Raw genomic sequence first — 24,424 nt, 5'->3', positions numbered from 1 at the left:
TCACCACCGCATTGTGCGGTGGTGAGCCAGTTTCAAAGCGGTTGGCTACTTTTCGGCATATTTTTCTAAACCGAGAACTAAAGCGACCGCGGCTAGCATGAGCACCAGCGCTAACAACCACTGTGATGGCTGTGACGTAAGCGTTTCAAATTCAAACGGTGATAGGTTGCGTTGCAGTAGTGGTACTTGCTCTCCGCTGGAATTGACCCGCCAAGAGAGCGTTTCTTTCCATGGCCAAATTTTAGGCAGAGTGCCGAGCATCAATCCGGTTAGGAAAGTCAGAGTCACATCGCGGTAACGGCGTAAAAGCCATGACAGAACATGGGAAAAACTGAGCAACCCAATCACACATCCGGTTAAGAAAATCAGCAGAATATCCAGTTGGAAGGTTTTCACTGCGCCCAAAACAGGTGCATACATACCGATCAGCAGTAAGATAAAGCTGCCGGAAATGCCAGGCAGGATCATGGCACAAATCGCAATCGCACCAGAAATCAGCACATTGATGTAAGTGGGCTCAAGGTGTAGTGGTTTAAGCACGGTAATGCCGTAGGCGAAAATGGCTCCGGCAATCAGCCACAGGAGACGAGAAAGCTTTTTTTGTTCGACTTGGCGCAGCATATGCCATACCGACACCAAAATCAGGCCGAAGAAGAATGACCAAATAGGAATAGGATGCGTGACTAATAGCCAAGAGATAAGTTTGGCTAAGGTTGCGATGCTGGTAAAAATGCCACCGAATAGCGTGATCAAAAACAGGCCGTTGATGTGACGAAATACCCCCGCCAAACCTTGCGCTTTCCATACCTTGAGTAAGCTAGGATTGATGCGGCGAATGCTTTCAAGCAGAGTATCGTAAATGCCAGTAATAAAGGCGATGGTGCCGCCTGATACACCCGGTACCACATCAGCGGCGCCCATAGCTAGACCTTTTAAATAGGTGCTCAAGTAGTTCATTGTTTTTCCTGCCAATTGAATAAGGCCGTCATTATACCTGTTCTTTGTTAACTTGCAGCCAGACGCGATGTGTCTCCCGCATGCTTAACAATAAGGTTCATATTCATATTGCGGTTTGTTGCAAATTGCAATTTGCAAATTGCAACAAATGATGAGATGAGTGAGAGTTTTCTGACAAAGTATCACAAAAATCAGGGGTTAATTAGTTGGCACGCTTCGTGCATTAGTTTAGGTGACCCTTGTTAAGCCGAGGGTCACCTAGCCAACTGACGTTGTTAGTGAATAGTATTGTTCACATCATATATAAGCCAATCGCGGTTCTTGCGATTGGCTATTTTTTTGTCTTTTGGGTATGATCGCCCGCTATTTTCACTGCTTTTTTGTTGATAATTAGCATTAAATGGAAATTTGTCCGTGCAATATCATTGCTTTATGTGGCCTTGTGGCCGTTTATTAGAGGATAACTATCGCTGATGTTGTGTTCTGGTGTCGCCTAACGGGTCAAGACACCCGCTTATCAAGGAGAGATGAGCCTGAATAATAAAGAGGTACTATGAATCAGATCATTTCAATTGGAGCATTAGAGTCTTTTCTTATTGCTATCAGTGTCCTGTTTTTAGGTCACTTTATTAATGCCAAACTGCCCATTTTAACCAAGTTCAACATTCCAGAGCCGATTGTGGGTGGGCTTATCGTCGCCTGTGTGATTACTGCGTTGCACTTTCACGGTATTGATATGGAATTTTCACTGCCGCTGCAAAATGTCTTCATGTTGATGTTCTTTAGTACGGTGGGCCTTGCGGCCAACTACACCCAACTGATTAAGGGTGGCGCGAAGGTGTTTCTGTTTTTAGCCGTGGCTTCGGTGTTCATCATTATTCAAAACGGTGTGGGCGTTTCTCTGGCAGCAGGTTTAGGCTTAGATCCTTTACTGGGCTTGATCGCAGGCTCCATCACACTCTCCGGAGGCCATGGTACAGGAGCGGCTTGGGCAAACACGTTTGCCGAAAATTATGGCCTAGCCAATACGTTAGAAATCGCGATGGCATCTGCCACTTTTGGTTTGATCATCGGTGGGATTATCGGTAGTCCAGTCGCGCAGAAACTGGTTGATAAACATGGTATTGAATCTGAGTATGGGCGCGGCACACAAACCCACTCTCGTTTTCCTGAACTGGTCACTTATAACGAATATGAAGAAGATAAAGTCACCGCCAAGAAGGTGATTGAAATCTTGTTTATCTTGCTCATATGCGTTACCGGAGCAAAATACCTAGAAGCTTGGGTTAAAACCTTTGAAATTCGTTGGTTGATGATCCCCGATTTCGTTTACGCCCTGTTTATTGGTGTCTTTATCACCAATCTGCTCGAAGTCACTAAGCTGCGTAAGGTGGATGCGGAGACGGTGGATATTTTAGGCACGGTTTCTTTGTCGCTGTTTCTCGCTATGGCTCTGATGAGCCTGAAATTGTGGAATATCTTCGATTTAGCACTGCCGTTTTTGGTGATCCTCGCTATTCAATCGGTCGTGCTGGGCGTCTTTTGCTACTTCGTCACCTTCAAAGTGATGGGGGCTAATTATGATGCAGCGGTGATTTCGGCTGGGCATTGTGGTTTTGGTTTGGGGGCAACGCCTACCGCGGTGATGAATATGGGATCGGTCGTAAAACGCTTTGGCCCTTCACCACAAGCGTTTATGGTGGTGCCGATCGTCGGTGCTTTCTTTATCGACATCGTTAATCTAATCATCTTGCAGGGATACATCTCGTTTTTGGGATAGCGACCGTTGGTCCTCCACTTTACAAACAAAAACCCCAGCCGAAATAATCGAAGCTGGGGTTTTTCTATCTAAATAGGTGACGCTTTCTTCTCGGTGTTGAGAGTCAGTTTGGTGCCGTTAAACTTAAGCTGTGCGAGCAAGTTTTTGGCGTTATTTCGACCCTCTTCATTGAACTCTAAACCATAACGAGCATGGTGCAGTGAGCGCTGTAAGTTACAGATTTTTCCGGTCAAAGGCGGGAAGGTTTTTGTGCCCCGCAAGTCTGAAAAAATCTCTAACGCGACCAAATCCCCAACTTGGTACGTTTTGCCTAAAGGCGGCGTGATGAAACGGCAACCACTGCGTGATAAATCACGCAATTCACAATCCCCACGATGCTCATCAAACAGTACTTTGCCGGCTAAATTTAGCTCAAATCTCGGCTCTTTACGTAATTGAGAGACTTGCATGGTATTGGGAATGGAGAGAAAAGCCATGGGAACAGGCTCTTGTAAGATGTGCATCAGTTGGCTGCGGAAATGGATCAGCGCTCCTTCACCGCGTGGCGAAATCGCGCGAATATTCATCCAAAACCCTTCTTGGAAGAAATATTGCAGATCGTCCGCCGATATTTTGGGCATTTCCACCAGTAAAAACTTATCCGTATGAGTACCAATAAACGGAGTGCGGCAGACGAATTTTGTCCCGACTGGGGTTGTAATACTTAAGGTCAGCTCACTACTGTGTTCAACCATGGCCAGCGCATCCGTGCTGTTGATGGTCGACACCGTTTTACTGCGTGGAGCTTCTGTTTGGCCATCATTATCATCAATTTTTTCAGCGGGCCGTGAATTCATTTAACTTCTCCGTGTTGCGATACGACGTCGATGGGGTCGTAGAGTCCATTGAATTCTATGGTGAGATAAGTGTAGATTCAATTCAGCGAGTCACCAACTAATTTGATCTATCTATCAGAAAGGGAGTAAGCATGGCAAATACAGTGCAACATGATGCCAATAACCACTGTTATCTCGTGGCTTTGGAAGGGGAATATCAAGCCGTAGTGAAATATCAGCAGCAGGGAGCGGTGCTGCATATTACCTCAACCCGTGTACCTGATGAACTGCAAGGTAAGGGATACGGCAAAGTGATGATGGAAAGTGTGTTGCCTGAAATTGAACGTGCGGGTTTAACGATTGTGCCCGTCTGTAGTTATGTTGCACATTACCTTGAGCGTCACCCTGAGTGGCAGCATTTGCGCCATCGTCCCTAGTGAAAGGGTCATGCTATACCCAAACAACTTGGAGTTGCAGGTAGGCGGCAAGTAAGTGAATCCTCATGAGCATAGGCAAACTATGTGATTGGGGTGAACGAGCGTAGCCAACACCGCTGCAGCTTCAAGTAGGAAAGGTATAAAGAGCATCGCTGGCTTTAAATGATTTAGACGTCCTAGTCATATTGAGGTAGCTTATTGTTGAAACTCAACACATTGATAAGGAAAGGCGATGCATTTGCCGCATTTTGCTCTGAGCTCAGTGCTCTCGCTAACGTTGTTTGCGATACCGAATTTCGGTTTTGCAAGCTCCGACCAGACTGAAGATTCCACGCAGACGCGGCCGACTTGGTTGAGGGATATTGCGTTGTCCCCTGATGGTCAAAAGATAGCGTTTACTTATGCAGGTCAAATTTGGCTGGTGCCCGCTCAAGGCGGTGAGGCCGTGGCGCTCACCGAAAGTGGTGTGTACAGCGAAACGCCGATTTGGTCACCTGACAGCCAATCCATCGCTTTTACGGCTGATCGATATGGTCTTGGTGATGTTTTTATTCTCTCGATCCAAGGTGGTGAGAGTCGGCGCTTGACCTACCACGGAGCGAAAGATATTCCGTATGCGTTTTCGGCTGATGGTCAGCAGCTCTATTTCTCTTCTCGCCGACTGGGCGATGATAAAGCCAATGCGAATGTTAAACAGGGCAGCTTTATGGCTCAGCTTTACTCGGTGCCTGCAGCGGGAGGACGTGAGAAACGCGTTTTACCTATAGCCATCAGTGATTTAGCCATATCGCCTTCCCATAGTGACATCCTGTATACCAATCAACCCTCTGATGAACAGCCGTGGCGTAAAGGTGCGGTATCCGATGCTACACGTGACATTTGGCAATGGTCCCCGCTCACGGGCAAACATACCCAAATCACCACTTTTCGTGGCGAAGACCGCAACCCTGTGTGGAGCGCAGATGGCTCCTCTATGTACTATCTGTCTGAACAAGCGGGCAGTTTCAACGTCTGGCAGCAGCGATTTGATGGTTCAGAACCCGTACAAATCACCGACCACCAAAAGCTGCCCGTTCGTTTCTTAAGTGCCAGCTTACAAGGCGATTTGGCCTACGGTTTTGATGGCGAAATTTGGCGACTGAAAGCCGGTGCTAAGCAAGCAGAAAAAGTGCCGGTCTCCATTCGTCGCAGCGCGATGCCTGATGGCCGTCATAATGTGAATTTTAACCTTGAAGCCACGGAAATGGTGGTCGCGCCGAATGCCGCTGAAGTGGCGATTGTGGCACGTGGCGATGTGTATGTGGTCTCTTTGCTTTCCGGTTTAACGCAACGAATCACCGATACCCCAGAAGCGGAGCGTGATGTTTCCTTTTCCAGTGATGGGTATCGTTTGATCTACGCTTCTGAGCGTGAGGGCAGTTGGAATCTTTATCAAAGTTATGTGAATGATGGTGGGAAAAGCTTCTCCTCCTCATTGGATATTGTCGAAGAGCCGGTGCTGACGACGGAGCAAGATGTCATTCAGCCACTCTATTCTCCTAATCTTAAACGGATTGTTTATCGCGAGAATCGTAATACGCTCAAAGTGTATGACATCGAACAAGATAAAACCTATACCTTGCTGGATGCTCATGCCCTCTACTCGTATTTCGACAAAGATCTGAGTTACCAGTGGTCACCAGATAGCGAGTATATCGTCACCCGCGATCGGGCGATGTCGAATGGCGACATTCAGCTACTTAAATTTGATGGAAGTGAAGCGCCTATCAATTTGAGCCAAAGTGGTTTTTCTGAGTTTGCCCCACAATTTAGTGCCGATGGACAGTGGGTTTACTGGCTAACCGATGCGAAAGGTTTGCGCGATATTGATGATATGGTGGTGCAGTATGATGTGTACGGTGTTGCGCTCAATCGCAAAGCCAAATTCAATTTCAATAAAACCCAAGAGCAGTTGTGGCTTGAAGAGGAAATCGCTGCAGAGAAAAACCTTGAGCCTAGCCAAAACCCACCAGCAGAGTTAACGGTGGTGGAAAATAAAGGGCTTAAGCAGCGCACTATGCGTATGACTCCTACCTCACTCAATATTATTTTCAAGCACTTAACACACGATAACCAAGCACTGATCATCGCTTATCAGTTGGGAGACTCTGTACAAATTTCAGAAATCAATCTGCGCAGTGGGGAGATGACGGCGCTGTTTAACCGCTTGAGTGAAGATGCGGCTTTACTTGCGATGGCTTCTGATGATGCGAGCCTTCTGATCATGGGGGAGCACGGTATCGAGAATCTGAACGTCTTGACGGGTGAGAGCAAGTTTGTCCGGTATGAAGCCAAGGCTAATTTCGATTTTCGTGCAGAAATCGCCTACTTGTTTGATCATGTCTGGCGGCTTACTCAAACCAAATTTTATGACCCGCAAATGCATGGTGTAGATTGGCAACAGTACGGTGATTTGTATCGTAAACATCTGCCGAGCATCCGTACCTACAGCGATTTTGCCGAGTTACTGAGTGAAATGGTCGGGGAGTTGAATGTCTCCCATACAGGAGCCTTCTTTATGGCTGGTAACTCCAGTTGGGAGGAGCCCGCATCCTTAGGGCTTTACTATGACGATCGTTATCGAGGTAAGGGCGTGCGTGTGAAATCACTGCTACCCGGAGGCCCTGCAGATACTTATCAATCTCCGATCAAGGCAGGAGCGATTATTTACTCTGTAAACGGGAAAGAAATTAGCGATCAACAGGATATTTATCCGTTCCTGAATTTTACCCAAGGTAAATTAACTCGTTTAAGTGTGCTGGTACCGGGGGAGGAGAAAGCGCAGAACTTTACGTTAGTGCCGATCACTCTTGAAGAGGAAAGTGAGCTGCTTTATGAGCAGTGGGTTGAACAGCGCCGAGCGTTAGTGGAGACGCTCTCCGATGGACGCCTTGGCTATGTGCATCTTGCCGCGATGGATGCTGCCAGTTTTGAGCAGATGCAAAATGACATGTTTGGCCTTGAAAAAGACAAATTAGGCTTAGTGGTCGACGTGCGTTTTAATGCTGGAGGTTGGCTGCATGATCAAGTGATGGAGATATTGTCTGGAACACGACATTCAGTCATGCAGACACGTGATGGTTATGTGGTCTCCTCTTTCCCTGAGCGTCGCTGGGCGAAACCGAGCATTATGCTCGCCAACGCAGACAGTTATTCAGACGGTTCGATCGTACCGTATTTCTATCAAAAAGAAGGGCTAGGAAAGCTAGTGGGCGAAAGGGTTCCTGGTACTGGCACGGCAGTGATTTGGGAGCAGCAACAAGAGCCCGGATTGATCTACGGAGTGCCTCAACTCGGTATCAAGGATGAGCAAGGTCGTTGGTTTGAAAACCAAGAAATTATCCCAGATATTTTGGTTTATAACGATCCGGAATCGGTTGTCGCTGGCGAGGACCGCCAGTTGGCTGCCGCCGTAGAAGCCCTGCTGCTCGAGATCTCTTCAAAATAAACAGTAAGCCAACAAAAAAGCCGCTCGATTGAGCGGCTTTGGCGATGACTCTATCCTCTTCCTACTTGAAGCTGCAGCGGTGTTGGCTACGTTCGTTCCTCCCAAGCACAGTGTTTATCTATGCTCATGGGGATGAAAGCTCTGCCGCCTACCTGCAATTTCAAGTAGCTTGGGTGTCAGAACTTTATTCAACACACACTTGGTTACGGCCATTGGCTTTGGCGCGATACAAAGCTTTGTCAGCGCGGTAGAACGTACGTTGGGTATTTTCCCCCTCGCGATGCAAGGTGATACCGATACTGACCGTCAGTCCCCGTTCGCCAAGCACGTCTTGCCATGGGAAATCAAAAATACGTTGGCGATAGGTTTCTGCATGCATTTGTGCCATATCACTGGTGACGTTTTCCAAAATCACCAGAAATTCCTCGCCGCCAAAACGCACGCAGGAGGCACCACGGAATTTAAAGTAACTCGCCAATTCACTGGATACATTGACAATCGCTTTATCCCCTACCAAATGACTCAATTCATCATTGATCGATTTAAAGTGGTCAATATCAACGACTAAGAAAGCAAACGGGGTTTCGTGCAGCAGCAGATCTTTCAGCTTCACGTCCAACCAACGGCGGTTATGCAGTTTTGTCAGTGGGTCGGTGAACACATCTTGCTGTAGTTGCAACACCGTATTCTTCTGGCTTTCGGTGGTTTCTTTAAGCTCACGATTTTCTAATTCCGACAAAATCAGTTTAAGTTGCAGCTCAAAGCGTGACAGGCGGCGCAGCTGAATTGGGCCTAATTCACTGATGGGGATTCGTTTCATCAAATCGCTTTCGATGCGAAATGCTTTCTTTTCGTAAACCAGTGCGGTTTTGTACATTCCTTCGAGTTCACACACTTCGCTGAACGCTTCATAGAGGCGTTTTTCAAGGAAAGGTGAATGAATGTTTTGTAAGCGTTTTTCAGTGCTACTCAGCAGCATGGTGGCAAAATGCGCCTTACCCGCTTTAGAGAGGCAATGCGCTAACTCGATGCGCAGCATGCTTGATAGCCAATCTGATGGAGTAAGCGATGAAGAGTACTGAGCATTAGCGAGTATCATCATCGCTTTTTGCACTTTACCTTGCTGTAGATACAGTTTGGCTTGATAGAGCATAATCTGCCCTGTCAGCAGTTTATCGCTAACCAGAATGCTCAGCTCTTCACACTCTTTGATCAGATCATTGGCCGCCGCATAACGACCAAGGCTGATGTAGCAAGCCAGCATGTATAGCTTGTAACGCAGGCGCAGTGAACGGCTAGAAATCGCATGATCTATGCCGTCAATTTTTTGGTAGTAGCGTAAGGCGCGATTGTGATCACCATAAGCATCACATAAATTGCCCATTCCGAGCACAGCAAGTACATAGTCATCAATCATGCCATGCTCAACGGCAATATTGGAAATCGCCACATATTCAGACAGTGCTGCGACATATTCACCATGATCGAGTAAACGCTCACTCAAACTGTGTTTAACTGAGAGCATTAATTCCAGATCTGCGGGTAACTCTAAAAGGGAAAGGGCAGCGCGTAGCTCTTCAATACTGGTTTGCCACTGTTTCATTTCGCGGCGGTATTCGGCGCTGATGACGTAACTTTGTGCACGCTCTTGGGCGGTGGTTGCCACGTGCTGTCTGACATGGTTCCAGAAAATGATCGCCTCTTCACCAGCGACAGCGGCCGCATCCAGTCCCGCTTCTTTGATCTTATTGAGCAGGGTTTCCATACGACTTTTCCTGTGCTTGGCTACCAATCAACTGTTCCAGCGTAAATGGGAAGGACAGAATATCTTGCAGCATAATTTTGGGGAGTGGTCCATCTAATCCCTTACGGTGCCAAGGATAAATTTCAATCATTTTGGCCACTACTTGGAATATTTCGAGTGCCGGCTCACCTTTTTCTGCCAGCAATAGCCCCAAGCGGTCGCTGCTGATCCGCGACAGTAAATCTTGCGGAGCGCAGAGTGAGTGAATCACTTCGGTGCACACATCGATGTATTTGGCGTTGGGGTGCTGAATGACGACAACGGCATGATTGGATTTTTTCAGCTCGGTTTTGAACAGTACCAATTGTTCCCACCAATAGGTTTCCGATACCACGTTGGAGAGATGTTTTTCCGGGTCAAACTCGTGTTGTCCACGAATTCGGTTGATCAGTTTGCGCGCTCGCTGCTCAAGTTGGCGTTTCGATGAGCGAGCTTTGTCCATGCCCACGCGAAGAGTTTGTTCTCGCAGCATCATCACCGTGTAGCGACGGTATTTTTTAAACGCGGTTAAGGCCGCCTGAGGGTCGCCATTTTCTTCTGCAACGCGGGATTGTTGATAACAGATCTGCGAAAGAAGCTCGCCGTTATCGAATGAACTGGCCGCTTTTTCCGCACTGATGAGCAGCTCGGCAGCCACCGAGAAATTTTTACGCAGCAGTTCTAGACGAGCACGGCTGATAAACGAGTGCGCTTTCATCCAAGTGAGATTATTTTCAACCGCCAGTTCATGGGCTTTGCGAGTGGCTTCTTCGGCATCTTCAAGCCGCTCCAAGCCAAGCAGAGCAAGCCCACGGAAGTCCCACACTTCGGCTTGCCATGTCACATTGCTGTTGTTTTGCAGCACCTCTTCAGCGCCATCGAGCACGGTCAGCATATCCACGTACTGATTGAGATGGTACAGATCCCATGCCCACAAAATTCGCGCTTTGCCTTCCAGCCAATCAATGCGGGTGTTATTGGCAACTTTGACGGCCAGTTCGTGGGTGGAACATGCGAGTTTATATTCGCCCGTGATCCGCCAGATGTTACCAAGGCCAATCAGGCACTCAATCTCAATCTCTGGTTCATCCACGAGTGCGGACTGCTCTAAGGCATTAATCCAAAATTGTTGGGCGGTGTAGTATTTGGCTTGTCCCCAATGATGTAAGGCATGGATATGCAGAATCTCAGGCAGGAAATGGTCCGTCTCAAGATTGAGCTGATTTTGGTAAGCCTCTTTGATGTACTTAAACCCTGTGCGATAGTCCATTTTGCACCAGAGGCAGCGGGACATAATGATCAAAGATTCGATAATCGCTGAGGTAAAGTGAATTTGCCGAGCTCGGATTAAGCACTGTTCCGCTTGGACGAATACCTTCTCAGGCTCAGATTCGATGCGTGCTCTGAGCTGCTCTATTTCTAGTTCAAGAAGATATTGGCTTTTGTCCAAAATACAGTCGTCCTTAGGCGATTTCATGCTCGTCATGGCTTACCCATTATAGGGAGAAGACACCATTAAACACGATTTCATGTGAAAAAACGGACACTTTTATCAAGTCATTCGATAATAATTAGTGTTATCTCACACTCTTCCTCTAAGCAATTTAGGACAAAAGTTCCTTTAATGTTAGAGGATGCTGCGATAAACCTAGGTTTTGTGCCGCAGTAAATCCATGTTTATCTTGGTAGCATAAATTGTGCCATGCACGGAATATGTCCAGCAGAGGCTGGATCCCGCCCGGCCGCAGTTTACGACGTGGCTCATTGATGAAGGACTCGAACAAGAGCTGGAATCGATTCTGATAGTATTCGATTTGTCTTATCGAGGCGTGCTGTAACCAGTGTTGTGGGTCAGGGTTGCTGCCCGCTAAGTAACAAATCCCTTTGGCTTTGGTGCCTGAATGAGCGATAGCCCAACGATCACGCCACCACCCCATGTGCACAATATCGGTTTTCTCCAGTGGACTTTGTGCCTGCCAATCCGGATCTTCTTCTACGTACATAAGGTCAACATTTTGACATCGGATACGAGACAAGCTGACGCTTAACGCCGCAGAACGCAATAGAGGATCTTGCGGCATGAAGATTGAAACTCGTTTGCCTGGGTCGCACATATCTAGCACATGCAGATAATGGGCGTAGGAGGTGTAAGGCGGCCGGATCACTGCGCCTTTTGAGGGGTAGTGAAACTGTGCCAAGTTGCCCATCGGATCTTCGACGTTGGCACGCGCCAAGATCAGTTGGTAGCGGTTATCAATCCGTTCCCGTAACAAGGTTAACGCTTTATGGGGTGTGGCCTGCGCTTCTGCGGCATAACCTTGCGGTACAAAACGTGCGGGCGTTTGGTAAGGGTCGTGGTCTAGGCTGCCCGTCGGCTGTTCATCGGCAGAGTAGTTAAGATGTTGGCACAGAATGTAACCCGTTTGCGCATCACCGGTAGCAAGCCAGTAAACGCCATTATGGCTGTGTGCCTGCAAGGGTTGGTAATGCGAGGCAAATTGATACGCTTTGGCATGGTTTACCCAGCGTGCATCAATCATTGCCAATTTGCGACGACAACGACTGGCGATATGGTCGAGATGGTCGTAAAAAGTTTTCGGATTAATCGACAGCTTGCGGCATATTTCGCGCACCGAATAGCCTGTAAACAGCAACCCAAGCAGTGACTCTTGAAAATGGAGTTTATGGTTGGCCCCTGACCATTTATCCACAAAAGTAGAATGGCAGGCTTTGCAACGATAACGCTGGCGATCGCCACTGTAACCAAAGGCGTGATAAAGCTGTTTGTGAGTATGGACCGATAATCCCGTGTTCGGGCATGCCGGATTATGGCAAGCCGGTAGGCCATCACTGTGCAATTGGCGTAAGCGGTGCAGTTCGTTCACCACATCGCGGTTATTAAGTAAGGGGGGGAAAGCTCCACATTCACGACAAACCATCGCTGGCCGTTTCGGGTTTACGCGTTGCAAAACGTAATGTTTTGCTTCACTCAATCCAAAGTTGTCACACGCCAATGTTTTACAAAAGTTGAGTTGTAAACCTTCTGCGTCCGGTGGTAGTTGGTCGTTAGGCACGATCTCCCCCTCGGGGTACTCGAGGCCGTCAGGCTGAGTGGCCTGACGGTAAGAACAAGATAGATTAGATGTTGATGGCAGTTTCAAGCGCAACTTTCATCATGTCATTAAATGACTTTTGACGATCTTCTGAGCTGAGTTTTTCGCCACGCAGAATGTGATCCGATACCGTCAGAATCGTCAGAGCGCGTGCGCCGAGATCAGCTGCTACACCGTAGATACCCGCCGCTTCCATATCCACACCTAAAATGCCGAGTTTTTTCATCTTTTCGAAAATCTCAGGCTCAGGGGTGTAGAACAGATCGGCAGAAAATACGTTACCCACTTTTACTGGCACTTGCTGAGCGCGAGCTTGGTTAACCGCCGTTTCCAGCAAGTCGTAGTCGGCGATGGCCGCAAAATCATGGCCGCTGAAGCGGATGCGGTTCACTTTTGAGTCGGTTGATGCACCCATACCGATCACCACGTCCATCAGTTTGACGTCATCCCGTACTGCACCACAGCTGCCGATACGAATGATGTTTTTCACACCATATTCTGCAATCAATTCATGTACATAAATGCTGCAAGAAGGGATGCCCATGCCATGACCCATCACAGAGACTTTTTTGCCTTTGTATGTGCCTGTAAAGCCAAACATACTACGTACATCGCACACTTGCTTGACGTCTTCCAAGAAGGTTTCTGCAATGTATTTCGCACGTAGTGGATCGCCCGGCATCAATACGGTTTCAGCAAAATCACCAGGTTGAGCGTTAATGTGTGGGGTTGCCATGGTTACTCTCCAATTCAATTTCGCCAACAGACAAAGATACTAATTACGGATCCTGTTGGCTCAAGGCTTATCTGTTGTGCCAATACTAGCCAGTATCCACAAGGCTACTTGAGAGGGTTGTCACAAAATACTCTCTTTTAAAATTGAAATAGCCAATTGATAACGAAATCTGTTGAAACTGATAAGGCAAACGTTGAGCTAATCGTTTGGTTGGTAGGGTTGAAAAATTCTGTACAAAAAAAATATTTGTACAGTGCAAAATCACGTGCTATAGATCTTGTACAGAAATTTTCATTGTATAGATAAGTGTTGGAGACTCGTATGCAGACCACGCCACTCAAAATTGGGATCAGTGCTTGTCTACTTGGAGCAAAAGTACGCTTCGATGGCGGGCATAAAATTAGCCACTTCGTGACCAATGAGCTTGATCGTTACGCGGAGTTTGTTTCTGTGTGCCCAGAAATGGGAATGGGGCTACCTGTCCCGCGTCCCACATTACGACTTATCTCGGAAAATGAACGGATTGCGTTGGTGGAAACCAAAGACAGCTCGCGTGATCACACCGCAGCGTTAGAGAGTTACTCACAGCAGAAAGTTGCTGAGTTACAACATGCTGAGTTGTGTGGCTACATCGTCTGCGCAAAATCACCCAGTTGTGGTATGGAGCGTGTCAAAGTCTACAAGCACAATGGCACCGAAAAAGAGGGTGTTGGCGTCTATACCCGAATTTTGATGGAAAAAATGCCGTGGTTACCGATTGAAGAAGATGGTCGATTGAATGATCCGGTCTTGCGGGAAAATTACATCACCCGAGTTTTCTGTTTGCATGATTTCTACACCAGCATGGGCGATGCACCGAGCGCGAAAAAAATCGTCGAATTTCACTCTCGCTACAAATTAACCCTGATGGCACATAACCCGCAGGCGTATCGCGCGTTAGGCCGCTTAGTGGCGAATGTGAAACAGTATCCACTGGATTCTTTTATCCAAGAGTACCGGTTAGGTTTGATGCAAGCCCTGACTCACCGTGCCAGCCGCAAAAATAACACGAATGTGCTGATGCATTTGCAAGGTTATTTCAAGCGCTCGCTGAACAAATTACAAAAAGCCGAACTTGCTCAAGTGATCGAGAGCTATCGGGTGGGTGAGCTGCCACTGTTAGCGCCCATAACGCTACTCAAACATTATCTCGCTCTGTTTCCTGATGCTTATCTCGCTCAGCAGCGCTACCTAAACCCTTATCCTCAGGAGTTGAAACTACGTTATGGTTTGTGATGAAAAACGTTACGCGATAAGAGAAGTCGCGGAAATCACTGGGGTTAAACCGGTCACCTTACGTGCGTGGCAACGTCGGTATAATCTGGTGCAACCCGATCGTACCGAGAAAGGGCATCGCCTGTTTACTGATCAGGATATTGAGATGATCCGTCAGATCCAGAGTTGGTTGGCGAAAGGGGTCGCGATTGGAAAAGTGGGCGCGTTACTACAAAGTGGGGTGTCTGAGAGTGAGTCTATCCCGCAACCTGTGGGTCAGCTCGAAGAGTGCGAAACACTTCTTACGGCGCTGGCAGCGCTACAACGTTCCAAAGCGGAGCAGATTATTGCGACCGTGCTTAAAGAGTATCCGCTCAGCGTGATGCAAGCACAGTTTGTACAACCCGTCACAGAAGCCCTTGAGCGAGTGAAAGGCCCTTTGCGTTCACTACAGATTGGCCTGTTCCGCACGCTCATGCTCAGCAAGTTAGCTTTTATTCTTGATGCCGAGAACAAAGCGGCGGCGAAAGGCAAATGCTTATGCATTAGTTTGGATGAAGCTGGATCGCTGAATGCTTGGTTATGGGCTCTGGCGTGGGCTGAAAATGGTCACCAAGTGACGCTGTTGGAAGCCGTCGATGATATTCGTGGTTTGCTAGAGAATCCGGGATTAGCGCAATACCAGATTCTGGCTCTGCACGCCCATCGAGCACTACCTGCGGCTCAACAGTCAGCTTTAGCTAGCCTCCAACAGCAGTTTGGCGAGCAGTGTGTACTGTCGAATGTGCTACAACAGCTACAATCTTAGGGAGTTTGTATGAGACTGGTTTGGTTTCGTCGTGATCTGCGCAGCTTTGATAATACAGCGCTCACCGCCGCGTTAAACAGTGGCGATCCGGTTGCGGCGATGTATATCGCTACTCCAGAGCAGTGGCATCAGCACCATCTAGCGCCTATTCAAGCCGATTTGATTTGGCGACGTTTGGCAGAGTTGCAACAAGAGCTTGCTGCGCTTAACGTGACACTTTTTTATCAGCAAGTCGCGGATTTTCAAGCGGCGGCTGTGGCGGTTAGCCAGTTAGCGAAAACGCTTAATGCCACACAAGTTCTCGCCAATCGTGATTACGAATTGGACGAGCAGCAACGTGATCAATCGGCACAGCAATTACTGAGCGAACAAGGGATAACATGGTCTGCTTTTGATGATAAATGCGTATTACCTCCCGGTTCGGTGCGTACGAAGCAGGGCGAATTTTTTAAAGTGTTCACCCCTTTCAAGCGCGCATGGCTCACTCTATTTCAGCCGCCTGTGATTGGAAAAAGTCGTCCCGCAGCGCTTTGGGACGTACCGAGTGCGTTGGCCGAATTGGTTTGGAATCCAGAACAAACATTCGATTACCCCAGAATAGACAGCATGCCATGGGCTGCGGACTTTGAGACTGTGCGCGCTCAATTGCGCGATTTTTGCCGTGAACGAGTGCAGGACTACCATCAAGCGCGTGATTTTCCTGCTCGGGAAGGCACCAGTTCGCTCTCACCTTACTTGGCGATTGGCGTGTTATCGGCACGTCAATGCGTGGCTCGTTTGTATCGTGAGTCATCAATGGGCGAACTCAGTGAAGGGGCACAAGTCTGGTTGAGCGAACTCATCTGGCGTGAGTTTTACCAACATTTGGTTGCGATTGAACCTAATCTTTCGAAAAGTCGTGACTTTGTGGAGTGGGGCGCGCGTTTGGAGTGGTGGAATGATAACGAAAAGTTCCAGCTCTGGTGTGAAGGCAAGACAGGATATCCGATCGTCGATGCAGCAATGCGCCAACTGAACCAAACAGGATGGATGCACAATCGGCTACGGATGATCGTGGCGAGCTTTCTTACCAAAGATCTGCACATCGACTGGCGCTGGGGTGAGCGCTATTTCATGAGTCGCCTGATTGATGGTGATTATGCAGCCAACAATGGTGGTTGGCAGTGGTGTGCATCCACTGGGTGTGATGGGCAGCCCTATTTTCGGATTTTTAATCCGGTCAGTCAGGGGGAGAAATTTGACCCGAATGGCGACTTCATCCGCCGTTGGGTACCTGAGCTGCGTTCAGTCTCTTCGGCCTATATTCACCAACCTTGGACTTATCCGGCTGTCAATAGCGTGTTATATCCTGCGCGACTAGTTGATCACAAGCAGGAAAGAGAAGTAACCTTACGTTTGTATAAAACAGCGAAGGGATAACCAAAAAGATGTGGTGGAAAGTTTGGGTAATCGGTTGTGCGTTGGCGGTCAGTTGGAGTATCAATGCCGCCGTGTTTGATCTACCTATTGAAGGCAGCAGCATAGTCGGCAACACGCAATATCATAAAGTTGAGAAAGGCGAGACCTTAGCCGACATTGCAAAAAAATACGATATTGGCTTCCTAGCATTAATGGCCGCCAACCGTGGGGTCGATCCTTTCTTACCGCAGGAAGGTTTTGTCATCTCGATTCCCGCAAAAATCATCTTGCCGAAAGTGGCGTATGAGGGGATTGTGATTAACCTTGCGGAGTTGCGCCTTTATTATTTCCGCCCTAATGAAGGTATAGTGCATATCTTCCCCGTCGGCATTGGGCGTATCGGCCGCGATACGCCTGTGATGCAAACGTCAATCAGCAGCAAGCGCAAGTACCCAACTTGGACGCCGCCAGCATCGATTCGCAAAGAATACAAAGCCAAAGGGATTGATTTGCCGCCAGTCGTGCCCGCAGGCCCAGAAAACCCGCTCGGTGATTACGCGATGCGTTTAGCTTATGGTTCTGGAGAATATCTGATTCATGGAACCAACAAAGATTTTGGCGTAGGCATGAGGGTGAGTGCTGGCTGTATTCGTATGGATCCGAAAGATATTGAATGGCTTTATCAACAAGTCGAGCGTGGAGAAAAAGTTCGGATCATCAACGAGCCTATCAAAGTTGCGCTTGAACCGGATCGCAGTGTCTTTATTGAAGTGCATGAGCCGCTCACTCGCAGCAATGGCGTGAAGAAAAACTTGGTGGTACCAGAAGAGCTGAGTTGGTGGCTGCAAGAGCATAAAATCTCTGATGCAAAAGCGCGCGCAGCAGTTTTAGCACAAAACGGGGTTCCGGTCGAAATTGCTCCACCGCAGTGGGAAACTATCGCCCAGTAACTTTGTTCTTTTGGTTACCGTTCGTGGTATGAGAGAAAAAAAGAGCCAGCAAATGCTGGCTCTTTCAATTTTTATCACTCAAAGATTACTTAGTGTAAGACTGAGCAATATTGTCGATACGTTCGTTAGCGCGTGCAGCTTCTTCTTGAGCGGCTTTCGCTGCTTCAGCAGCTTGATCCACTTTTGATGCCAGTGCAGCAACTTGCGAATTCAGTTCGCTGACCTGAGTGCTGATTTCGTTCATTTTTGCAGTGGTAGCTTCATCAGGACCAGAGGCGCAACCCGCTAGTAGAAGTACGGAAGACGCTGCTGCTGCGATTAACATCTTGTTCATAGAGAACTCCTTAACTTGGTAAGTCGGTGTTATTGACGTCCTATACTTATCAAAAATTAAAATATGGACGGAATTATTGTAGTCGCTATTTCTCGTAAAACTAGCCCTAAAAAGCTAAAAAAATCCAAGAATTTGACAATGAATCAATTAATTGTCCGACATCTTACTTTTTGTATTATGAATAATGCGTTTTTTATTCGATAAACCGATATCCCCTTCCTACCGCCTACGTGTAACTCCAAGTAGTTTGGGTGTACCCAGACTTGCCTTATGGATTTTGGGATTATTTTGTCGGTCAGCTATCTATGGTACGTCGATTTGCGCTATTATAATGGCCTTTTTCGTGATCTGCTTTACAGTTTTAAGCACAACCAAAGATGGAGAGTACTTTGCAATTCAAAGATTTAGGCTTAGATAATCGCTTATTGAAAAATCTAGCGCATTACAATTTCAAACAAGCGACTGAGATCCAACAACAGGCGATACCGCTCACTATTGCGGGACGTGATTTGTTGGCCTCATCTAAGACAGGTTCGGGCAAAACGTTGGCATTCGTGCTGCCTATGCTGCATAAATCTTTAAAAACCAAAGCCTTTTCAGCTAAAGATCCGCGTGGCTTGATTTTGGTTCCAACCCGTGAGTTAGCAAAGCAAGTGTATGGTGAGCTGCGCTCTATGTTGGGTGGTTTAAGCTATACGGCAACCTTGATCACGGGTGGTGAAAACTTTAATGACCAAGTGAACGCCTTAGCGCGTGGACCTCGCTTTATTGTTGCGACACCAGGACGTTTAGCCGATCATCTTGAACACCGTTCGCTGTTTTTGGAAGGTCTAGAAACACTAGTGCTGGATGAAGCGGATCGTATGTTAGATTTAGGCTTTGCTAAAGAGTTGCGCCGTATTCATAGTGCTGCAAAGCATCGTCGTCGCCAAACCTTGATGTTCTCAGCAACCTTAGATCATGCCGATGTGAATGATATGGCCATGGAACTGCTTAATGAACCGAAACGCATCGCGATCGGCGTAGGTAGTGAAGAGCATAAAGACATTACCCAGCATTTCTACTTGTGTGACCATCTAGATCACAAGGAAGCGCTGCTTGATCGTATTTTGGCCGATGCTGAGTACCGTCAAGTGATCATCTTTACAGCAACGCGTGCCGATACCGATCGCTTGACAGAGAAGCTCAATCAAAGCAACCTCAAAGCAGTTGCGCTCAGTGGTAACCTCAATCAAACGCAGCGCAACACCATCATGGGGCAATTTGAGCGTGCGGTATTTAAGATTCTCGTGACGACGGATGTTGCTTCACGTGGCCTTGATATTCCCGCGGTGACTCACGTGATCAACTTTGATATGCCCAAACATACCGAAGAGTATGTTCACCGTGTTGGCCGTACTGGTCGTGCCGGAAATAAAGGGGATGCCATGTCTCTTGTTGGGCCAAAGGACTGGGAGAGTTTTAAGCGAGTGGAAGCTTTTTTACAGCAAGAGATCCAATTTGAGGTTTTAGCTGGTTTAGAAGGTAAGTTTAAAGGGTTGAAACCGCGTCAAGCGAAGCCTAAAGCCGCGCCAAGTCAGCGGGTCAACAAAGCGAAAGCGCCAAGCAAAGCGAAAAAAGCGGCGCCGCGTGACAAGAGCTTCTACCAAAATGTGGCGGTGGGTGACTCGGTCTTTATCCCGAAAAAGAAAGTCGCGTCTAAACCAGAAGTGGATCTGGAAGACGACATCGACTAAGCCTATCGCTCTCCCAACTTGAAGCGACATGTTGTTAGCTCCAAAAATAAGTGGCACGAAAAATACAAAGGTCTGGTTTATCCAGACCTTTTTTATGTCATCAAGAACGTCGACTCGTTTACACTCGGAAATACTGGAGCTGCTGGTGTTGCTGCTCAGCAAGATCGGAGAGTTCATGGCTTGCCGCTGCCGATTGAGTAATGCCAGTAACATTTTGGCTAACGAGCTCATAAATATTGCTGAGGTTGCGGTTAATGTCTTTGGTCACTTGGCTTTGTTCTTCGGAAGCAGTTGCCACTTGTGCGTTGATCTGTCCCAAGGCACTGATCGAATGATTGATTTCAGTCAGAGATGCACTGACTTTGGCTGCTAAAGATTGGTTTTGCTCAAGCTGGCTTAAGCTTGAGTGCATACTGCTGTTAGCCGTATTGGACTGGTTTTGCAGCTCTTCAATAATGGCTTGGATCTCTTGAGTCGAGGTCTGTGTGCGTGCGGCTAACATACGCACTTCATCGGCCACTACAGCAAAGCCACGCCCGCTTTCACCCGCGCGAGCCGCTTCAATCGCGGCATTGAGTGCCAGAAGGTTAGTCTGCTCAGAAATACTACGGATCACTTCCGTCACATTACCAATGCGCTCAGACTGTTCTTTCAGTTGATTGACCACTTGCGCGGCTTCTGTGAGTTGTTCTGCCATTTTCGCGGTTGCGCGGTGACTCTCTTCAAACATCCGTAAACTTTGGGATGCCAGTTGATTGGCTTGCTGTGCTGCGCCATCGGCACTGTGTGCATGATCGGTCACACTTTGTGCGGTGATTTGCAGCTGGTTGACGGCTGACGCGACTTGTTCAACTTCCTGCTTTTCTTGATCTGAGTTGACACTGGCTTGAGTCATTACCGTCGCTAATTCGGTCGAGGCAGAAGCGACATCGGTACTGATGCGCACTAAGCTCTCTACCGTGTGGCGCAGTTGAGTAACCGTAGCGTTGACATCATGTGCCAGAAGGGTGATTTCGTTATTGCCTTCTTCTTGGGCTTTAACTAGCAAATTGCCTTTTGCGACTTCACGCACCGTTTGTTGCAACTGACGAATTGGAGTGACAATGATGCCCGCCAGTAGCCAACTGCTTAGCGCGGCGACCAGTAAAATACCGATTAAGGCAAAAGTGGATTGAGACATGACCGAATCGTGTTCCTGCCCACTCTTATCAATAGTCTTCATAGCCACTTGGTTTAAGCGATTGGATAGCACATCGATGGCTTTAATCATCTCATTACCCACCTTGCGATACTCGGCGGTGGCCTGTTCATACCGGGCGGTAAATCGCTCGTCTTTCTCTTGGTCACTATGTTCGATGTTCAGCAACGGGATCATGGTTTGAACTGAGTAATCCACATAACGCTGCATCGCTTGTGTAAGCTCTGCCACTTCGGTTCTTAGCTCAGGAGCCACCGCAAGGCTACGTAATAGCGCCAAGTTTTCAGCTTGTTTTTCTTTGAGCACATTAGGAAGGGCGGTCACTTCTGCGGGACGAAACAGACTATAAATGGCGCTAATGCGCATCGCGTAAGTGTTATCAATCAGAGTGGTGAGATTATCTTTATCGGTAATGAGCTGTTCAGTAGAGACGGTAACTTGGTGGAAGGCGGTTTTTAAGCTGGAGGTGCTGAACGTAATGCCAATGATCAGTAACAACAGAGTGAAAAATACCGGTACTACAACCTGCAGCTTGATAGACAAGCCGCTGAGTAACTGGCGCATGGTGATCCTCTTCTAAAGGTTATTAAGAATAATTATCGTTATTTAAAATAAATGCCCTCCGATAATAAGCATCAATAATGAGATTGCAATCGCTTGCAAACTACGTCTGATGATTAAATATTGATTAATATCACATTTTTATCCTAATTTTGCTGATGGAAGAAATAGTTAGCTTTGGGGGTGAATTTTTTGTTGCAACCCTGATAACGGCTTGGGTGAAAACGCTATGTCTGTGGATTTTATGAACAATAAGCGAAAGGTGTCATAGAGGGTTCAATTAAGTGAAACATAATTGTCATATTCACCGCCTAAAGTGAGCCTCGTTCAAGTGAAACACAACGGCAACCCAGCCACTTATAGGAAATTCGTGATGAAAAAGACAGTAATCGGTGCTATCGCTCTTATGGGCGCACTTGCAGTAACTCCAGTGATGGCAAAAGAGACAATTTCAGCTGTGGGCTCAAACAGTGTTACCCCATTGATGGAAGTGTTTTCTGAAACCTATGCTAAAAAGAATCCTGAAGTTTTCATTGAAGTACAAGGCCCAGGCTCTTCTGCGGGTGTTAAAGCCGCGAAAAATGGCAGTGCAGACCTCGGTATGTCATCGCGCAATCTGAAAGACTCTGAAAAAGAGCCAACATTAATGGAAGAAGCGATTGCGCTTGATGGTATCGCAGTCGTGGTTCACCCAAGCAATGCGGTGAAAGGCCTGACAGCGGAACAAGTTTCTGAAATCTACAAAGGTGAAATCACCAACTGGAAACAAGTTGGCGGTGAAGATAAGCCTATCGTTGCGGTAACTCGTGACACTGCTTCAGGCACTCGTGGTGCTTTCGAAGACATCATGTCTCTGAAAAAGAAAATTGCGGATAAAGAAGTCTCTGCCATTTCTCAACGTGCTCAAGTCGCGAACGGTAACGGCGCACTCAAAACCATCGTTGCTTCTAACCCTTATGCAATTGGTTATATTTCACTCGGTACTGTCGATACATCAGTGCACGCTCTGTCTGTCGATGGCGTAGAAGCGAGCGTTGATAACGTGAAAAACGGTACTTACAAAGTTTCTCGTCCGTTCCTCGTGCTTTACCAACAAGGTAAACCATCAGCACAAGCACAGAAATTCTTAGACTGGATGCTGTCTCCAGAAGCACAGAAAATTGTCGTTGACAAAGGCTACATCGCAGTTAACTAACACGCTTTACTCCCTTTGCCCGACCCAATTTGGGTCGGGTACTTTGTTTACATCGACCTTAGTTCGATAGGTGATTTTATGACCATCGCAACAAATAGTGACAAGCTTATGGATAATACCTCTATGCGTAGTCTGCGTGAGCAACGACGCGTTGACTGGAAAGAACGTATCTTTCACGGTTTGTTTTTAACCAGTGCCGTGATCGGCATTCTGTCTCTTGCCATCATTGCTTACTTTATTGTTAGTGAAAGTATCCCAGCTTTCCAAGAGGCGGGAGTTACCGGCATAGTGCTTGGACAAGACTGGTTACCACCTGCATTGTTTGGTGTGGCGACCATGATTGTCGCTTCTGTCGTCTCAACCTTTGGGGCTGTGATTGTGGGGGTCCCGGTTGGTGTTCTCACGGCTATTTTTATCGCTGAAGTGGCTCCTAAACGGGTGGCGGATGTGATACGCCCAGCGGTTGAATTGCTCGCTGGTATTCCTTCTGTGGTCTATGGCTTCTTTGGCTTGGTGATCATCGTTCCACTGATTCAAGATGTCTTTAATGTTCCTGCGGGTAACACGATTCTGGCGGGCATCATAGTGCTAGGCGTCATGATTCTTCCCACCGTGATTACGGTCTCTGAAACCTCGATTCGCGCGGTACCGCGTGCTTATAAAGAAGGTTCGCTCGCACTGGGTGCTTCAAGCATCTACACCATCTTTAAACTTCTGGTTCCTGCGGCTCGTTCCGGGATCATGACGGGCGTTATTTTGGGTATTGGCCGTGCTCTGGGTGAAACCATGGCGATCATCATGGTGATGGGAAATGCTCCTGCGATGCCAGAAGGCATACTCGATTCAGCGCGTACCCTGACTGCCAACATTGCGATTGAAATGTCTTACGCCAGTGGTATTCATGCTAACGCACTCTACGCCACAGGCGTGGTACTGCTGGTGTTCATTATGATGCTAAACGGTGCGTTGCTGTATTTAAACCGTGAGAAAGCGAGGTAATGACGATGGATCGCGTAAAACTGAAACAAGCGCGTGTGCTCAAAGACAATATCTTGCGCACGTTTATTTGGATTTCTGCGGCGCTGACCGTCGGCTTCCTGTTCTGGATCATCTGGTACATCTTGTCCAACGGTCTGCAACACGTTAACTGGAAATTCGTTACTGATAATTACACCCACACGGGCGATGAACACGGTATTTTCCCGATGATTGTCTCGACCGTGTATATGGTTGTTGCTTCGATCGCGGTCGCCGCGCCTATCGGTATCATGACGGCGATTTACTTGACGGAATATGCCAAAGTCGGCAGCCGTTTGGTCAAAATCATCCGCTTCTGTACCGAGTCACTGGCGGGGATCCCTTCGATCATTTTTGGTCTGTTTGGTATGACCTTCTTCGTGGCGATTTTGGGCTTAGGCTTCTCGATTCTTTCCGGTGCATTAACTCTCAGTATCTTGATCCTGCCAGTAATTATTCGTACCACGGAAGAAGCCTTAATGGCGGTACCACAAACCTACCGTGAAGGCTCGTATGGCGTGGGCGCTTCAAAAATTTACACCATCCGTCGGCTAATTCTGCCAAGTGCTATGCCGGGGATTTTAACTTCTGTCATTTTGAGTATTGGCCGTGTCATTGGTGAATCTGCCCCGGTATTTTTAACCGCGGGTATGGTGGCGCGTATTCCAGATTCTCTGCTCGATTCTGGACGCACCTTGACCGTTCACTTGTACAAACTGACCACAGAGCTGTTCACCATTGAAGAATGGAACCAAGCTTATGGCACCGCCACTGTGCTGATTGTTGTGGTTTTGCTGATCAATATGATTACCAAGTTAATCGCCAAACGATTCAATACTGCAACCTATTAAGTCATCGACAGAAT

Annotated in this window: 19 protein-coding genes; 11 read left to right on the top strand and 8 right to left on the bottom strand. The window is 47.6% G+C overall.

What is annotated here, in order from left to right; translation table 11 throughout:
- Positions 1 to 45: 45 nt before the first annotated feature.
- The gene (locus R4537_RS05145) at positions 46 to 957 is read right to left on the bottom strand and encodes a polyprenyl-phosphate transporter (RefSeq protein WP_001108567.1); all 912 of its coding nucleotides are present in this window, start codon (positions 955 to 957) and stop codon (positions 46 to 48) included.
- Between the two features lie 553 nt (positions 958 to 1,510).
- On the opposite strand from R4537_RS05145, the gene gltS reads away from it, so the two are divergent.
- Positions 1,511 to 2,737 (top strand): sodium/glutamate symporter, encoded by a 1,227-nt coding sequence (gene gltS, locus R4537_RS05140; protein ID WP_001071807.1) that lies wholly within the window; start codon positions 1,511 to 1,513, stop codon positions 2,735 to 2,737.
- Between the two features lie 68 nt (positions 2,738 to 2,805).
- On the opposite strand, the gene R4537_RS05135 is transcribed toward gltS, so the two are convergent.
- On the bottom strand, positions 2,806 to 3,573 hold the full coding sequence (locus tag R4537_RS05135) for a PilZ domain-containing protein (protein WP_071179457.1): 768 nt from the start codon (positions 3,571 to 3,573) through the stop codon (positions 2,806 to 2,808).
- A gap of 131 nt (positions 3,574 to 3,704) precedes the next feature.
- Between R4537_RS05135 and R4537_RS05130 the strand changes: the two genes are divergently transcribed.
- Positions 3,705 to 3,989, top strand: coding sequence for a GNAT family N-acetyltransferase (locus tag R4537_RS05130; protein ID WP_000024340.1), 285 nt, complete (start codon positions 3,705 to 3,707; stop codon positions 3,987 to 3,989).
- A 367-nt stretch (positions 3,990 to 4,356) separates the two neighbouring features.
- Positions 4,357 to 7,476, top strand: coding sequence for a S41 family peptidase (locus R4537_RS05125; RefSeq protein WP_235859131.1), 3,120 nt, complete (start codon positions 4,357 to 4,359; stop codon positions 7,474 to 7,476).
- 184 nt (positions 7,477 to 7,660) lie between these two features.
- Here R4537_RS05125 and R4537_RS05120 read toward each other — a convergent pair whose 3' ends face one another.
- The 4 genes from R4537_RS05120 to deoD all read right to left on the bottom strand — a co-directional run bounded on the left by R4537_RS05120 (position 7,661) and on the right by deoD (position 13,108).
- Complete coding sequence (locus R4537_RS05120) at positions 7,661 to 9,241, bottom strand: GGDEF domain-containing protein (RefSeq protein WP_071179455.1); 1,581 nt, start codon at positions 9,239 to 9,241, stop codon at positions 7,661 to 7,663.
- Entirely contained in the window at positions 9,222 to 10,709 is a 1,488-nt protein-coding gene (locus R4537_RS05115; protein ID WP_071179474.1) for a tetratricopeptide repeat protein, read from the bottom strand. Before R4537_RS05115 ends, R4537_RS05120 begins: the two co-directional genes overlap by 20 nt.
- A 154-nt stretch (positions 10,710 to 10,863) precedes the next feature.
- Positions 10,864 to 12,333, bottom strand: coding sequence for a lactate dehydrogenase (locus R4537_RS05110; RefSeq protein ID WP_071179454.1), 1,470 nt, complete (start codon positions 12,331 to 12,333; stop codon positions 10,864 to 10,866).
- Between the two features lie 64 nt (positions 12,334 to 12,397).
- Positions 12,398 to 13,108: a purine-nucleoside phosphorylase gene (gene deoD, locus R4537_RS05105; protein ID WP_000224891.1), complete on the bottom strand. Its 711-nt coding sequence runs from the start codon at positions 13,106 to 13,108 to the stop codon at positions 12,398 to 12,400.
- A 321-nt stretch (positions 13,109 to 13,429) separates the two neighbouring features.
- Here deoD and R4537_RS05100 point away from each other — a divergent pair, with 321 nt between their 5' ends.
- Genes R4537_RS05100 through R4537_RS05085 form a run of 4 tightly spaced genes read left to right on the top strand, consistent with a single transcriptional unit; the run spans position 13,430 to position 17,518 of the window.
- Positions 13,430 to 14,383 (top strand): YbgA family protein, encoded by a 954-nt coding sequence (locus R4537_RS05100; protein ID WP_071179452.1) that lies wholly within the window; start codon positions 13,430 to 13,432, stop codon positions 14,381 to 14,383.
- A complete protein-coding gene (locus tag R4537_RS05095) occupies positions 14,373 to 15,170 on the top strand; it encodes a MerR family transcriptional regulator (protein WP_071179451.1) in 798 nt (265 codons plus the stop codon). Before R4537_RS05100 ends, R4537_RS05095 begins: the two co-directional genes overlap by 11 nt.
- Before the next feature lie 9 nt (positions 15,171 to 15,179).
- On the top strand, positions 15,180 to 16,589 hold the full coding sequence (gene phrB, locus R4537_RS05090) for a deoxyribodipyrimidine photo-lyase (protein ID WP_071179450.1): 1,410 nt from the start codon (positions 15,180 to 15,182) through the stop codon (positions 16,587 to 16,589).
- An 8-nt stretch (positions 16,590 to 16,597) separates the two neighbouring features.
- A complete protein-coding gene (locus R4537_RS05085; RefSeq protein ID WP_000270234.1) occupies positions 16,598 to 17,518 on the top strand; it encodes a L,D-transpeptidase family protein in 921 nt (306 codons plus the stop codon).
- Between the two features lie 85 nt (positions 17,519 to 17,603).
- Here R4537_RS05085 and R4537_RS05080 read toward each other — a convergent pair whose 3' ends face one another.
- On the bottom strand, positions 17,604 to 17,852 hold the full coding sequence (locus tag R4537_RS05080) for an Lpp/OprI family alanine-zipper lipoprotein (protein WP_001038496.1): 249 nt from the start codon (positions 17,850 to 17,852) through the stop codon (positions 17,604 to 17,606).
- 389 nt (positions 17,853 to 18,241) lie between these two features.
- On the opposite strand from R4537_RS05080, the gene R4537_RS05075 reads away from it, so the two are divergent.
- Positions 18,242 to 19,588 (top strand): DEAD/DEAH box helicase, encoded by a 1,347-nt coding sequence (locus R4537_RS05075; RefSeq protein ID WP_175463869.1) that lies wholly within the window; start codon positions 18,242 to 18,244, stop codon positions 19,586 to 19,588.
- Positions 19,589 to 19,706: 118 nt separating this feature from the next.
- Here the strand turns inward: R4537_RS05075 and R4537_RS05070 are convergent, their stop codons facing one another.
- Positions 19,707 to 21,350 carry a methyl-accepting chemotaxis protein gene (locus tag R4537_RS05070; RefSeq protein WP_071179448.1) on the bottom strand — a complete coding sequence of 548 codons (1,644 nt, stop codon included), beginning with the start codon at positions 21,348 to 21,350 and terminating at the stop codon, positions 19,707 to 19,709.
- 370 nt (positions 21,351 to 21,720) lie between these two features.
- Here R4537_RS05070 and R4537_RS05065 point away from each other — a divergent pair, with 370 nt between their 5' ends.
- From R4537_RS05065 to pstA, 3 genes are all read left to right on the top strand, one after another.
- Positions 21,721 to 22,542 carry a phosphate ABC transporter substrate-binding protein gene (locus R4537_RS05065; RefSeq protein ID WP_071179447.1) on the top strand — a complete coding sequence of 274 codons (822 nt, stop codon included), beginning with the start codon at positions 21,721 to 21,723 and terminating at the stop codon, positions 22,540 to 22,542.
- A 78-nt stretch (positions 22,543 to 22,620) separates the two neighbouring features.
- The gene (pstC, locus tag R4537_RS05060; protein ID WP_071179446.1) at positions 22,621 to 23,541 is read left to right on the top strand and encodes a phosphate ABC transporter permease subunit PstC; all 921 of its coding nucleotides are present in this window, start codon (positions 22,621 to 22,623) and stop codon (positions 23,539 to 23,541) included.
- A 5-nt stretch (positions 23,542 to 23,546) separates the two neighbouring features.
- Positions 23,547 to 24,410 (top strand): phosphate ABC transporter permease PstA, encoded by an 864-nt coding sequence (gene pstA / locus R4537_RS05055; protein WP_001912363.1) that lies wholly within the window; start codon positions 23,547 to 23,549, stop codon positions 24,408 to 24,410.
- Positions 24,411 to 24,424: the final 14 nt, after the last annotated feature.

Origin of the sequence: Vibrio paracholerae (genome assembly GCF_037672085.1) — a bacterium.
GTDB lineage: Bacteria > Pseudomonadota > Gammaproteobacteria > Enterobacterales > Vibrionaceae > Vibrio > Vibrio cholerae.
Note: the sequence above shows the minus strand (reverse complement) of the source record. Positions and strands in the feature narration are given on the sequence as shown.

Excerpts from the sequence above, each read along its gene's own strand:
- pstA (WP_001912363.1), top strand. The coding sequence starts at position 23,547 with ATGGATCGCGTAAAACTGAAACAAGCGCGTGTGCTCAAAGACAATATC.
- R4537_RS05130 (WP_000024340.1), top strand. The coding sequence starts at position 3,705 with ATGGCAAATACAGTGCAACATGATGCCAATAACCACTGTTATCTCGTG.
- R4537_RS05085 (WP_000270234.1), top strand. The coding sequence starts at position 16,598 with ATGTGGTGGAAAGTTTGGGTAATCGGTTGTGCGTTGGCGGTCAGTTGG.
- phrB (WP_071179450.1), top strand. The coding sequence starts at position 15,180 with ATGAGACTGGTTTGGTTTCGTCGTGATCTGCGCAGCTTTGATAATACA.
- R4537_RS05145 (WP_001108567.1), bottom strand. The coding sequence starts at position 957 with ATGAACTACTTGAGCACCTATTTAAAAGGTCTAGCTATGGGCGCCGCT.
- R4537_RS05120 (WP_071179455.1), bottom strand. The coding sequence starts at position 9,241 with ATGGAAACCCTGCTCAATAAGATCAAAGAAGCGGGACTGGATGCGGCC.
- gltS (WP_001071807.1), top strand. The coding sequence starts at position 1,511 with ATGAATCAGATCATTTCAATTGGAGCATTAGAGTCTTTTCTTATTGCT.
- R4537_RS05070 (WP_071179448.1), bottom strand. The coding sequence starts at position 21,350 with ATGCGCCAGTTACTCAGCGGCTTGTCTATCAAGCTGCAGGTTGTAGTA.
- deoD (WP_000224891.1), bottom strand. The coding sequence starts at position 13,108 with ATGGCAACCCCACACATTAACGCTCAACCTGGTGATTTTGCTGAAACC.
- R4537_RS05080 (WP_001038496.1), bottom strand. The coding sequence starts at position 17,852 with ATGAACAAGATGTTAATCGCAGCAGCAGCGTCTTCCGTACTTCTACTA.
- R4537_RS05135 (WP_071179457.1), bottom strand. The coding sequence starts at position 3,573 with ATGAATTCACGGCCCGCTGAAAAAATTGATGATAATGATGGCCAAACA.
- R4537_RS05095 (WP_071179451.1), top strand. The coding sequence starts at position 14,373 with ATGGTTTGTGATGAAAAACGTTACGCGATAAGAGAAGTCGCGGAAATC.
- R4537_RS05100 (WP_071179452.1), top strand. The coding sequence starts at position 13,430 with ATGCAGACCACGCCACTCAAAATTGGGATCAGTGCTTGTCTACTTGGA.
- pstC (WP_071179446.1), top strand. The coding sequence starts at position 22,621 with ATGACCATCGCAACAAATAGTGACAAGCTTATGGATAATACCTCTATG.
- R4537_RS05065 (WP_071179447.1), top strand. The coding sequence starts at position 21,721 with ATGAAAAAGACAGTAATCGGTGCTATCGCTCTTATGGGCGCACTTGCA.